Source organism: Bradyrhizobium cytisi (assembly GCF_008123515.1).
Classification (GTDB): Bacteria; Pseudomonadota; Alphaproteobacteria; order Rhizobiales; family Xanthobacteraceae; genus Bradyrhizobium; species Bradyrhizobium cytisi.
This window is the reverse complement of sequence record NZ_VSSR01000009.1, coordinates 1-13,580: the sequence shown is the minus strand read 5'-3', so window position 1 is coordinate 13,580 and position 13,580 is coordinate 1. Positions and strand designations below refer to the sequence as shown.

The window sequence follows — 13,580 nt, the reverse complement described above, 5'->3', positions numbered from 1 at the left end:
GGGACGCCGATTAAATAGCGATGATTGTACGATTATAGAGTAAATAACGAATGGTTACAAAGGGTTGTTCCGTGCCGCGTCAAACGAAACGGATATTGGTTACCGGTGGTGCGGGGTTCCTGGGTTCGCACCTGTGCGAGAAACTAGTTAGCGCCAAACACGAAGTTCTTTGTGTCGACAACTTCTACACCGGCTCTAAAGAGAACGTGAGCGGCCTACTGAAGTGTCCTCGCTTTGAGCTCATGAGACACGACATCACGTTTCCCTTATATGTCGAGGTCGACGAGATCTACAACTTGGCATGTCCGGCCAGTCCTATTCACTATCAATACGATCCCGTACAGACGACGAAGACCAGCGTGCATGGGTCAATCAACATGCTGGGTTTGGCGAAGCGAGTTAAGGCGAAAATCCTGCAGGCCTCAACCTCGGAAGTCTACGGTGATCCCGAGGTGCACCCGCAGAACGAGACCTATTGGGGTCGGGTAAATCCCATCGGTCCGCGCTCCTGCTATGACGAAGGCAAGCGTTGCGCCGAGACGCTGTTTTTCGATTATAGGCGGCAGCACAATCTCTCGATCAAGGTCGCGCGCATCTTCAACACTTATGGTCCGCGGATGCAGCTCAACGACGGGCGGGTCGTGTCAAACTTCATCGTGCAGGCTCTCACCGGCCGGCCGATTACGATCTACGGCGACGGCAAACAGACCCGTTCCTTCTGTTACGTCGACGATCTGATCGATGGTCTCATGCGGCTAATGGGCACTGGCGATGAGATAACCGGACCGATCAATCTGGGGAATCCGGTCGAGTTTACGATGATGGGACTGGCCGAGACTGTCATCGAACTGACCGCGTCGAAGTCTTCGATCGATTTCAAGCCACTTCCGATCGACGATCCAAGGCAGCGGCAGCCCGATATCAGTCAGGCACGCGATGCGCTTGGCTGGGCTCCGTCCGTGCCGTTGCGCGAAGGCCTCAAAGAGACCATAGCCTATTTTGACAATTTGCTGCGCGCAGAAGGAACTGGTGCGGCATGACAAGAACCGTTCTTATAACGGGAGGCGCAGGCTATGTGGGCTCGCATTGTTGCAAAGCGTTCGCCAATGCCGGTTGGAATGTCGTAACTCTCGACAATCTTTCACGAGGATGGCGAGAGGCCGTGCGGTGGGGGCCCTTGATCGAATGCGATATCCGAAATGAGGAGCGGGTGCGCAGCACGTTGAATATATATAAGCCGGATTTGGTCGCGCATTTTGCCGCTCTCGCCTATGTGGGTGAATCGGTAGCTGACCCGGCACGCTACTACGTCAACAATACTGCGGGTACGCTCGCCCTGCTAGAAGCAATGCGCGCAACGGGATGCCGCCACCTTCTGTTCTCCAGCACTTGCGCAAGCTACGGTATTCCGCGCACCCTGCCGATTGACGAGACGCATCCGCAATCGCCGATCAATCCGTATGGTTGGTCGAAAATGATCATAGAGCGCATGCTGGAGGATTACGGCAGAGCCTACGGCATTGCATCAGTCTCGTTGCGGTATTTCAATGCAGCCGGATGCGATCCTGACGGCGAGATCGGGGAACACCACGAGCCCGAGACGCATGCCGTTCCGCTGGCTATCGAAGCCGCGCGGAACCCGGGTCGGCCCTTTACCGTGTTCGGGACGGATTTTCCGACGCCTGATGGGAGTGCGATCAGGGACTACGTTCATGTTAGCGACCTCGCTCGAGCGCATTTGCTTGCAGGCGAGATGCTGCTTGATCGCGCGGGCGCGCACGTCATCAACCTTGGTACCGGAGTTGGAACAAGCGTATTGGAACTGATCGAGGCGGTAAAGCGTGCTGCGGGCAATGAGCCAGTCATCCGGCGCGGTCCGCGACGCGCGGGAGATCCGCCTGTTCTCGTTGCGTCCTATGCCAAGGCCCAGCGGGAACTTGGCTGGACACCGCAGCACTCGCAGATCGATTTCATCATCGAGACGGCCCTGAATTGGCGGGACCGCCGACCTCAGATCTGACGAGCGGGAGATGGAGTACGCGGACAATATCGATGGCTTACCTCTTGGATCGGGTGTCAAACACGTCGTTGTCAGATCTGCAGCCGATATCGTGGAGACCGAACTAGAAGAGGGGATGACCGTCTTCTGGTATGTCGACCGAGCGATTGGGCACATCATGATGCACAATGGCAAGAAGACTAATACGAAGATCGATCACATAAATTCGGATTTCCTTTCGGCCATCAAGGCTGAAGCCGAAATGAGACGATTGGCTGCTCTTTCGGCGTCCGTCGTGATCTGCACAAGGGACCGTCCCGAGGAGCTTCGGACGTGTCTGTCGTCTCTGCCAAAGCAGAGCTGCACTCCTCGTGAGATTATTGTAGTAGACAATGCGTCCAAGGACGTCCGAACGCGGGACGTCGCTTTGGCGGCAGGGGTCCACTATGTTCGGGAGGACCGACCCGGACTTGATATCGCAAGAAACACCGGTGCTAAGCGAGCCACGAGCGAAATCGTCGTGTACACCGATGATGATGTAATCCAACATCCACGCTGGCTCGAACAACTCGTTGCGGCGTTCGACGCCCCGGAGATTGCTGCTGTCACCGGTTTGGTGCTGCCAGCAGAACTAGCCACCGAAGCCCAGCGTCATTTTGAAACGTACTGGAGCTTTATCAAAGGGTATACAAGGAAAGATTTTGATCCTCAGCTCTTTCAGTCCCACCATACTCGGGTCTTTCCTTCCTGGGACATCGGAGCGGGGGCCAGCATGGCATTTCGTAGGGATGTCTTTCATAAAGTAGGTTTCTTCGACGAAAGACTGGATGTAGGTCAGGCAGGCTGCTCGGGAGATTCAGAGTACTGGTATCGATTATTGGCAAATGGCTACATTTGTCGCTACGCCCCAGAATCTATTGCGTTTCACTTTCATCGAAAAACAATCGAAGGCCTGTCGAGCCAAATATTTCATTACATGCGTGGCCATTCCGCCGCTCTCATGGTGCAGTACGAATACACCAGAAATATAACGAACCGCCTTCAGGCCTATTACTATACACCAAGGTGGTATGGGGCACGCTTGTTTAGCAAGCTTCTTCGGCCACATAATCCGGGAAACCGTTTTCTTCGGGAGGAACTCCTCGGATATGTGTCGGGCCTCCGTTTCTATCATCAGCGACGGCGCCCGAAATGAATTCCGACCCACTCGTATCGATAGTCATTCCTGCGCACAACGCAGAATCGACCTTGAGTAGAGCACTTGAGAGTCTGATTGATCAGACTGATGGGCGTTGGGAAGCGATATTGATTGATGATTGTTCTATCGATGCTACGCCCGACATTATTGAGAGCTACTCTGCGAGGGATGCTCGCTTTGTTGCTGTGGAGGCAAACGTCAAGAGTGCTTCGGCGTCCCGAAATGCGGGTATAGAAAAATGCAGGGGCGACAGGCTCCTGTTTCTGGACAGTGATGATTGGATTGATCAAAGATTTCTTTCCCTGATGAATGCTGCCCTCGATTCAAGTCCGGAAGCGGTAGCTGCCTATTGCAACTACTGTCGGGTGTTTCCAGACGGAAGCGAGTCTCCAGTCCGAGGTGACACCAGAATACAAGACGATCCGATTGCCGAGTTCAATCGAACCTGTGCCACCACGATCCATAGCGTCTTGGTGAAGAAAGCTGCCGTTCTGAATGTTGGAGGTTTCGACACGGCACTGCGAACCTGTGAGGATTGGGACCTTTGGCAAAAGCTTGCTCATGCCGGCGGAAGCTGGATTCATGTCGACCAAAAGCTGAGCTACTACTGGGCAAGCGACGGTTCGCTGACACGAGACGTTAATCGAATGCTGATAGACGCGCGCCGCGTCATTGAGCACGGATGCTCTCGCTCGACGAGGACCCGGGATACTGAGGTACTGCGTTCGGTCACGAGCGATCGCATTTCGAGGTTTGATCCTGTCACAGCGTATGCGTATTTTGCATTATGGTGTGCCGGATTTGATTGCGGCCGCAACGGCAGTAGCGCTGCGGTGGAGGAGATGCTCGCCGCATGGCCAGGATCGGCCACTTCGGATGATGCGATAATCGAGATCCTGCTGGACTCGATCATGGTCGGGACGCGGCTTGTGCCGGCCAAGCTGGCCGGTCGCTGGAATCAATATGGAGCGCAGCTAACAGACCTGATCAAGGAGATTGGGCTAGCCTGTCGCACTCCTGCATGGGCGCGCAAAATCCAGTATGGTTTCGAACGCAAGATCTTGGATTATGACGATCTCGCCTCGCCGCGTGAGCTGTCGCTGACCCTTGGGATCAGAGTCGACCTTCGTTGGCTGCCGCGTGTCCATCCAACGGGCTCCATCGATCGTCTGTACGTGTATGTTTGCGATGGCCCACATATCCTGCGCCTACTCGATATTGGCGTGTTAGGAACTGTGGGGGTGAAATACTGGACGAGGCTGATTTCTGATCATCTACGCTTCCACCAAATCCAGAAAGGTGCCAGCAAGACGGTCCAACTGAAGCTTGCAATGTACGAGCAGGTGTTTCGTCGATGGCTATTGGAAGAAGACGCCGGGAGTCACGTTCGGCAGCGCACAGAACTGTTTCGAAAAATCGCCAGCGAGATTTCGGTCGCATCGAAAGTAGCTGTCCCCTTGACCACTCCTCGTCCGAAGCGAGGTTGCGAGTTGGGGCGGAATGTTCCACGCGAGCGCTTTTGGGAAGAATTGTTCGACGAAGAGGACCCCTGGAACTACCACTCGGATTATGAGCAGGAGAAATATCGAAAGCAGCTAGAGCTACTCCCGGACCAAATCCCGGCAAACGCGCTTGAGCTCGCGTGCGCGGAGGGACATTTCACCGATCTGCTTGCACCAAAAGTCGAGCATCTGATTGCATCAGACATTTCCAGCAAGGCTCTCGCAAGAGCGCTTAGCCGGTGCTCCCGTCACTTGAACATTGACTTCACGTGGATTGATTTATTGAGCGATGAACTACCGCCGAACATGGATCTGATTGTCTGTTCGGAGGTGCTATACTATCTTGCTGACGAGGACGAACTAAAGGCCGTACTTGAAAAGCTCGCAAAGAGCCTTCGACCTGGCGGCAGCCTCATACTGACTCACGCATTCGTGCTCAAAGACAATCTGACACGGACGGGATTCGACTGGGAAAATCCGTTCGGCGCCGAGAAGATCTCGATCGTTGCGGGAAGAGTCGGCGACATGGCGCTGGACATGTCAATTCAAACCGAACTCTACCGAGTGGACAGGTACAAGCGCCTCTGTGCCACGGAGTCTCCGCCTGTTCCCCATATAATCAAAGCGGAGGTGACGGCTGCCATAGAGCCGGAGGTCGCAAGATTGATAGTGCCGGGGGGCGCGGTGGCGCGCAGAACGCACGTTCTGCAAAGAGAGACACGGCAGCACGTTCCAGTGCTGATGTATCATCGGATTGCTGCCGACGGCCCTGCAGGACTTGCACGCTTCCGGGTTCGCCCAGAGCTCTTTCGCGAGCAGATGCTGTGGCTTCGGAGGAATGGGTATCATGCGATAACTTCCGAGCAGCTGGCTTGGTTCGTCGCCAATCAGCATCCTTTTGTAGGGCGTCCCGTCCTTATCACTTTCGATGACGGTTATCGCGACTTCGCGGAGTATGCTTGGCCGGTGCTGCAAAAGAACGATTTTACAGCTGAAGTATTCCTTGTTGCCGACATGGTTGGAAAAACCGCTGATTGGGATCACGACTTCGGACCCGGCGCGCCATTGCTCAACCATGCCGAGATCGTCGAGCTCGCCGCGCAAGGGGTCCATTTCGGCAGTCATCTGGCCACGCATCCTAGAAACGACGAGCTCTCGACTTCCGAACTCGCCGATGAGCTGATTCGCTCGCGTCTAGGGTTGGAATCGTGGCTCTCACGGCCGGTGACTTCTCTTGCAGCTCCGTTTGGCTTGATCGATGAGCGGTTAAGAATTCTAGCCGTCGAATGCGGCTACAAGACAATCTTCAACACTTCGAACAAGGTCGCGAGCTTGTCCAACGACCTGCTCGATCTGCCACGGCTAGAGATAAGAGGTGATCTCGCGACAGAGGAGTTTGCCTATTGGATGCAATCCTTCCAATGACAGCCGCCGAATACCTCGTGAGCGTCGTCGTGCCGGCACATAATGCTGAAGCGACAATGGATGAGACACTGTGCAGCATCAGGTCTCAATCGCACTCCAACCTGGAGATCATCATCGTGGACGACGGATCGGTGGACGGGACCCTTGCTGTGGCCGAGAAGCATGCAACGCAGGATCCTCGGGTAAGGATTGTCAGGCAGGAGAACCAAGGGGTAGCAGCGGCTCGAAATCGAGGATGGTCCGAGGCATGCTCAGACTTTATCGCATTCGTGGACGCTGATGATCTTTGGGCGCCAAGAAAGATCGAACGACAGCTCGATGCATTGATTTCCAGCGGAGAACAGGTTGGCCTCGTATATAGCTGGTATGTTCTGATCGATCACAAGAGCGCGGTCATCATGAATGGACCCCCTGCTCGTTGTACAGGCGATGTACTGTCGGACATCTTTGTCGGAAATTTTATCGGGAACGGAAGCGCAGTCTTGGTTCGCCGGGCTGCGCTGCTCGCAGCGAATGGCTTCGAAAGCGGCTTGCGTGCGGCCGGCGCTCAGGGATGCGAGGATCTTCTGTTTTACTGCAGGGTGGCGGAGAGGTATCACTTCGCGGTGGTTCCGGAATATCTCATCGGATACCGCTATCTGCCCGACAACATGTCGAGCAATTTGCCTCGGATGCTACGCTCTTGGGGTCTTGTCGTTGATGAAATGCTTACAAGGCACCCCAGTCGCGCCAAGCTGTTGAGCCGAGGACTGCGCAATTACGCGAGTTGGGTGCTGTTTCGGGCGCTGTCGTGTGGAAATCTTGCTTACGCCTACGAAACGCTGGCATTGCTCGCCCGGAAAGACGGAATGCTCGCCCTCAGCGTTGTGTGCGACTTGCCGCGCGAAGCTTGGGCCCTGGCTGCGCGAAAAGTCCGAGAGCTCACCGGGCGTAAAACCCGAGACTTGAACTTGCCGTTCATGATCGGTAGTCCACACCAATGACAGAACGAGAAGACGTGAGCGGGAAAAGAATATCGCTTGCGCGGGGAGCTGCGGTAACCGTGCTGCTTCTGTTGCTGCAGCTGGCGCGGCTTCCGCGATGGGTAACGCCGTTGCTTGTGACGCTGGGGCTAGTGTCCTCGCTGGCAGAGACAGTTGGCATCACGCTTGTGCTTCTTTTTTTCTATTTGGCGATGGGGCAAATAGAACTCGCGATGTCGACCAGTGGTCTGTTTGGGCATGCACTAGAATATGCAGCCAGCTGGTTCGCTAGTCCCACGGCCACCGCTGCTGTCATTTTTCTGCTCATCGTTATTCGGGCCTTCCTTGCATTTCTGCACACCCTGATCAGTGCTCGGGTCGGAGAAGAAATAAATGAGTTTGCCCGCAACGCCGTTCACGGGCGATATCTATCGGCATCATACCGTTTTTTTCAGCAGCACGACGAAGCTCAGCTGATGGAGGTGCTCGGGACAGAGACTTGGTTGATATCCGGCGCTTACGCCAGCTTCACAAAGATCGTGGTCAGCATTTGTTCGATCGTCCTGTTCGCGTCATTTCTGCTCGGGCTTTCCGTAACGATTGCTGTAACGGCTGCGTTGGCGTCGCTTGGAGTTTCGTTTGGAATACGTCGTTTGGCGAGGCCGGTGCAGGTGCTCGGCCGAGATGTGAAGCAAATCCACCAGCGCCTCGGCGAACATATGCTCATGACGCTACAAGCGATGCGCACGATACGAGCCTTCGGCCAGGAACGCGCTCACCAGCAAAGGTTTGAGTGTGCTTCTGCAAAGGTGCACCGAGCCAGCCTTAGCCTTGCGAAAATAGCCGCGCTGGTCCCGCCGCTTACCGAAACGGGATACCTTTTGGTGCTTTGTTTGATCGTCGCGCTTGCCCATTTTTTGGGTATTGGGTTCGCGACGACACTCACTGCTGTCGCGCTGCTCTATAGGCTTCAACCGCATATACGGGAGCTGGAAGGGAATTTATTGTATTTGGCACAGATCGAACCTCAATTGAAGTCGATCTACCTGATGTTGTCCTCTAAAGATACTGATCCGCCAGCGTTAGGCCATCTCAGAATCGGATCCTTAGTGTACGGAATATCATTTGAGGAGGTTAGCTTTCGTTACCGCGCGGATGCTGCCGCGGCCCTCGATCGCGTGAGTTTTCGGATTCCCGCTGGCAAGACCACCGCACTGATTGGCGCCAGCGGTTCGGGGAAAACAACGATCGTCAACCTGCTTCTTCGTCTTTATTCAGTGGACGAGGGTACCATTCTCGTCGACGGCTCTCCTTTGGACGACGTACGACGAACGAACTGGCTGGACCTCTTGTCGGTCGCGGGGCAAGACATCGATTTGATTGAAGGCACGGTTTTCGATAACGTACGTATGGCGAATGAGCGTGCGTCGCAAGCGCAGATCATCGAGGCGCTGACCTTGGCAGGAATCTCGGAGTTCATTGAGAGTTTGCCGGAGAAGTACGATACTTGGGTCGGGCAGCAAGGCCAGAGATTTTCCGGCGGACAGCGTCAACGAATTGGGCTTGCGCGAGCAGTGCTGCGGAATCCTCAATTCCTGATCCTTGATGAAGCGCTGAGCGCGCTGGATCGAGATCTGGAGGAAAGCGTGAGGCGAGCTATTGAAGTCAAATTTTCGGACCGGACCATACTCCGGATCACTCACCGGCTTGAAACTGTCGTCGACGCGCATCACGTGATCTGCATCGAAGCTGGAAGAGTGAGTGCGGAAGGATCTCCGTCCGATCTTCTCAGAAATCCCGAAAGTCCGCTTTGCAAGGCGCTTATGGATCGGCATTCGATAGTCGAGCCTGTCGCTGGGCGAATGCTGCGATAAGAGAAAACAGCACCTGAATTCCTGCCTTCCGGCTGCCCGGACAGGTGGCTAGATATTTGATTCCAGGGCTTGATCGTGCATCACTAGTTTTTCGAGGAGGAAACGATGCACTATGGGGCAGGTTCTTCACGGTTGCGCCAGCGCAATAGTCGGCGTTCGTAGGACGGCGAGTCGTGCGGGAGATCCGGTCGTGGTCGTGGCGGATCCGACGCTGGCACTGCGCGAGGGTTGCGACCGAAGTACGCTGGCCTTGGGGCGATCATCGGCAGCAGGCTCGAGTGGGAGCAGGTGCGATCGTATTGAGTGAGCTTGGCTTGTCTATTGCAGTCGTAGAAGGCGATAGCTTCATCCCGCTTCGAGTGCCTCCTGTTTACTAACCAAGTGCTTCGGTGAGACGTGACGCGCACTCCAGAGCGCATTAGGTTCCCCCGATCGAATAGGTGCTCCCGTAGAATCACGGGCCGCGCGCGAAGGTAAAGGGTTCGCGAATGGCCAGTGTTAGGCCATCGTTAAGGGACGCACTGGCGTCCTTGTCCATAGATCAATTTGTTCGCAACTCTGTAAGTCGCCGTTGAGGCGCTCCTTTGATGGTCATCGTGCAAGGAGAGCACGCAACCATCATGGCCTACACCCTACTGATCAACGGAACCGCGGGCTCCGACACGCTGTTCGGCGGTACCGGAGACGACCTCTTGACCGGCGGCGCCGGCAGTGACCTCTTCGTTGTTTCGAAAGGTTACGGCTCCGACACCATCAGCGACTTTCAGTCGGGCACGGGCGGCGACTTTTTGCGCGTGCAGAACTACGGCTTCGCAACGTTCGCAAGTTTCCTGTCCGTCGCGAAGCAGACGGGAACCGACGTAGTTGTCACGTTATCGTCGAGCGAAAGCCTTACCTTGCAAAACGTTGCGCTGTCGTCGCTTACTTCAGCCAACGTTATTCTCGACAATCCGCTCCCAGTAAGTGCAGCGCCGAACACGGCGTGGACCACGGTTGGAGCCGGGGGAACGCTCACCGGCGGCGCTACCAACGACTCGCTGCAGGCGATGGGCGACGGCGTTACGCTGATCGGCGGCGGGGGCGACGACTCGTACTTCATGTACAATCACGAAACGAAGGTGGTCGAGCTCGCCGGTCAGGGGATCGACACGATCTACGATGGGATGATCGACGGCTATAGCCTCGTCAATGCACCGAATGTCGAGAACCTGACACTGGGCGGAAGCTACAACTCTCCCGCGACCGGTAACGATCTAGACAATATCATCGTCGGCAATGCCGGCAACAACATCATCGATGGCGGCAAGGGCAATGATGTCCTCACCGGCGGAGCCGGCAGCGACACATTTGTCATCCGGACCGGAAATGGCAGTGACGTTGTTACCGATTTTCAAACCGGCGCAGGCGGGGACATTCTCCAGATCAATGGCGCGAATTTTAAGACGCTCGCCGACGTCACGGCGGCGATGCAGCAGGTTGGCACGGATGTCGTTCTGTCGCTCGGCAACGGCGAGAGGATAACGCTCGAGAATACGCAGGTTCAGAACTTCACGACTGCCAACATCAATATCGTCACAGCGCCAACGGGGCTGATTCAGACCTTTGGCGATGATTTCAACTCGCTCTCGGCCGGCCAGGATCCGCATCTGACCTGGAAAACGAGTTACGCCTGGAGCGGGGTGGCAAGCTACACACTCTCCGGTGAGCAGGAGGTGTATGTCGACCCGAGCTTCACTGGTCTGCCCGGGACCCAGGCGTCGAGCCCGTTAGACCTTAATCCGTTCTCGATACAGAACGGCCATCTTGTCATCACGGCAGCGCCGATCCCGTCCAGCGATGCGGCCTATGTCGGCAACCATCAATTCTCGTCGGGTGTGATCACCACCGAGAATAGCTTCGTCCAGACCTATGGCTACTTCGAGATGAAAGCCTCGCTCCCCGGCACCGCGGGCGCATGGCCTGCTTTCTGGATGTTGCCGATCAACACGCACGGCCTCAACACGGAACTCGATGCGCTTGAAGCGCTGGGCAAAGATCCTGACCAAGCCCACTGGGGCTTCCTGTCGTCGACCACGTCGACTCAGGGCTATTGGGCAAATACGACCAACCTGACGGCCGGTGACCATACTTTCGGTGTGGAGTGGACGCCCTATACGCTGACGTATTTTGTCGACGGCATCGAGGTCGGTCAGGTCGCCACTCCCTCCGACATGAACACCGCGATGTACATGATCGCCAATCTGGCGATGGGCGGAAGCTGGGCCGGAAACGCGGATCCAAACGCGACCGCGCAGATGAGCATTGACTATATCAAAGCGTACCAGCTGCCGGAGTATACACTCGCCAACTACGCGCTTCTGGCCAGCGGGGCTCCGACGACCACCATCGCAGGAACGGCAAGTGCCGATACATTAACTGGAACTTCCGGCAATGATCTTCTCGGCGGTGCAGGAGGTGCTGATACGATGACCGGCGGGCTTGGTGACGATACCTACATCGTCACCGATCCCAACGCCAAGGTGGTCGAAAGCTACGGCGGCGGGGTGGATACCGTCATTTCGACCGTCACGTACAAGCTGACTGACTACGTTGAGAACCTGACGCTGACAGGTTCGGCAGCGATCAACGGCACCGGCAATTCCGAAGCCAACATCATTATCGGCAACGATGCGGCCAATATCATCACCGGCGGGATCGGCAATGATATCCTGACAGGCGGTGGTGGTGCCGACACCTTCGTCATTAACTCGGGCGACGGCTCGGACATCATTACCGACTTTACAGCGGGATCGGCCGCCGGGCATGATGTCGTTCAGCTGAACGGCTTTGCGTTCACGTCGTTCAACGACATCAAGGCGGCGATGACACAGGTCGGCAACGACGTGTATCTCGCGCTGACAAGCCAGGATACGCTAGTTTTTCGCAACGCCACGATTTCAGCGTTCACCAGTGATGACTTCCAGCTGCCGGGAAGCTTGCCGGTCGGAGGCACCATCACATCCTGGATCAACGGATCAACCAGCAGCCATATTGTTTACGGTACCGCTGCGAACGACAAGATTACGGCGCTAAACTACGACGATACGCTGGTTGGGTGGACTGGCGATGACACATACGTCGTAAACAACGTGAATCAGAAGATCGCTGAGAATCCGGGTGGTGGCATCGACAGCGTCGAAGCGTGGACATCTTATACGCTGTCCGCAAATGTCGAAAATCTGACCCTTATGATGGGAGGCCTTACGGGCACTGGAAACGAACTGGCCAACCGGATGGTTGGCTCCAGCGGAAATGATGTCTTGAATGGTGCCGGTGGCGATGATTGGCTCTTCGGGGGTGCGGGTAATGACACGTTCATCTATGGCATCGGCAGTGGCCACGACACGATAGCCGACTTTCACGTCCTGACCAGCACGACGGCGGAGCACGACAAGCTGATCCTGAAGGGCTACGATGCTAGCGCTTACTTGACGAATGTGGGGGAAGAGTGGACCGTTCATTATGCAGGGGGGACTGACAGTTTCCGAATTGGCGGCGTGACGCAATTGTCATCGTCCGACTACGCATTCGTCTCCGCTACCGGCGTATCCATGACCATGGCCGGACTGACGGCGCCGACGATCTCGCTCGCGTCTGCAAGCACGCTGGGCACAGGCGGGCTCACCAACGCAGCGCATTTGACCCTGACCGGATATGCACAGGCAGGCGTTACGATCAAGGTGTTTGACCAGACAGTCCAGATTGGTATGGCGACCGCTGACAGTAACGGTAGTTGGAGCTTCACCACGGGCACGTTGACAGACGGAAGCCACTCATTTTCGGTGGTGGCCGCTGACGGAGCGGGTGATCTCAGCGCTGTGTCGACCAGCATAGGTGTGGTCGTTGATGCGACTGCGCCAGGCGCACCGAGCATTGCGACGTTCTCGCCTGACAGTAGCGTTGCGGGCGATGGCATTACCAGCGCCAATCAGCTGACGCTGAGTGGGACCGCGGAGGCTGGCAGCAAGGTCCGGGTGTTCGATGGAGCGACCCAGGTCGGCACCGCCACCGTCGATGCCAACGGCAACTGGTCGTTTGCGACCGGCACGCTGGTCAATGGCACCCATGCCTTTACCGGCCAGGCGGTGGACGCGGCCGGCAATGTCAGCGTGACGTCTGGCGCCTTGAACGTCACGGTTGATACGGTCGCGCCCAACGCGCCGGTTCTGGTCTCGGATACGCTCGCCGCGTCCAACAAGGTGGTGGTTTCGGGAACGGCGGAGGCCGGCAGCACGATCAAGCTGTACGAGGGGACGACGCTGCTTGGCAGCTCGGTGACGGCCGCGAACGGCACGTGGAGCGTCACGACCGGATCTCTTGCGGCGGGGACGCATGCGTTCACGGCGACTGCAACAGATGCGGCGGGCAATTCCAGCGGTTTATCAGCCGTGTTTGACCCGGTCGTAGGGACATTGATCGAGGCCGCCGGTGCGACCAGCCTGGTGCAGGTCGGCAGCAACTATCTCCTCGATTCGACAAGCGGTGGAAGCGGGCCTGTGCTGAAGTTCAATGGTGCGGCCTACGTGGCAGGCCAGTTCAGCAATTGGACGCCGATCGCGGCGGAGGCGACCTCCAGCGGCT

7 protein-coding genes are annotated in these 13,580 nt (G+C 56.4%); all 7 read left to right on the top strand.

The annotated features are described in order from the left end of the window. Nucleotides 1–50: 50 nt before the first annotated feature. Nucleotides 51–1,040 carry a UDP-glucuronic acid decarboxylase family protein gene (locus FXB38_RS05030; RefSeq protein ID WP_148749669.1) on the top strand — a complete coding sequence of 330 codons (990 nt, stop codon included), beginning with the start codon at nucleotides 51–53 and terminating at the stop codon, nucleotides 1,038–1,040. Beyond that, a complete protein-coding gene (gene galE, locus FXB38_RS05025) occupies nucleotides 1,037–2,020 on the top strand; it encodes a UDP-glucose 4-epimerase GalE (RefSeq protein ID WP_148749668.1) in 984 nt (327 codons plus the stop codon). Before FXB38_RS05030 ends, galE begins: the two co-directional genes overlap by 4 nt. A 10-nt stretch (nucleotides 2,021–2,030) precedes the next feature. Next, a complete protein-coding gene (locus tag FXB38_RS05020; RefSeq protein WP_210250866.1) occupies nucleotides 2,031–3,194 on the top strand; it encodes a glycosyltransferase family 2 protein in 1,164 nt (387 codons plus the stop codon). Continuing rightward, complete coding sequence (locus FXB38_RS05015) at nucleotides 3,191–6,124, top strand: trifunctional glycosyltransferase/class I SAM-dependent methyltransferase/polysaccharide deacetylase (protein WP_148749667.1); 2,934 nt, start codon at nucleotides 3,191–3,193, stop codon at nucleotides 6,122–6,124. Before FXB38_RS05020 ends, FXB38_RS05015 begins: the two co-directional genes overlap by 4 nt. Continuing rightward, nucleotides 6,121–7,107, top strand: a complete 987-nt coding sequence (locus FXB38_RS05010) for a glycosyltransferase family 2 protein (protein WP_148749666.1) — start codon at nucleotides 6,121–6,123, stop codon at nucleotides 7,105–7,107. The genes FXB38_RS05015 and FXB38_RS05010 overlap by 4 nt, the downstream gene beginning before the upstream one ends. Before the next feature lie 14 nt (nucleotides 7,108–7,121). Next, nucleotides 7,122–8,960 (top strand): ABC transporter ATP-binding protein, encoded by a 1,839-nt coding sequence (locus FXB38_RS05005; protein WP_246229672.1) that lies wholly within the window; start codon nucleotides 7,122–7,124, stop codon nucleotides 8,958–8,960. A 587-nt stretch (nucleotides 8,961–9,547) separates the two neighbouring features. Continuing rightward, the coding region (locus FXB38_RS05000) for an Ig-like domain-containing protein (RefSeq protein WP_148749664.1) at nucleotides 9,548–13,580 on the top strand (4,033 nt) is incomplete at its 3' end.

Excerpts from the sequence above, each read along its gene's own strand:
- FXB38_RS05030 (WP_148749669.1), top strand. The coding sequence starts at position 51 with ATGGTTACAAAGGGTTGTTCCGTGCCGCGTCAAACGAAACGGATATTG.
- galE (WP_148749668.1), top strand. The coding sequence starts at position 1,037 with ATGACAAGAACCGTTCTTATAACGGGAGGCGCAGGCTATGTGGGCTCG.
- FXB38_RS05020 (WP_210250866.1), top strand. The coding sequence starts at position 2,031 with ATGGAGTACGCGGACAATATCGATGGCTTACCTCTTGGATCGGGTGTC.
- FXB38_RS05015 (WP_148749667.1), top strand. The coding sequence starts at position 3,191 with ATGAATTCCGACCCACTCGTATCGATAGTCATTCCTGCGCACAACGCA.
- FXB38_RS05010 (WP_148749666.1), top strand. The coding sequence starts at position 6,121 with ATGACAGCCGCCGAATACCTCGTGAGCGTCGTCGTGCCGGCACATAAT.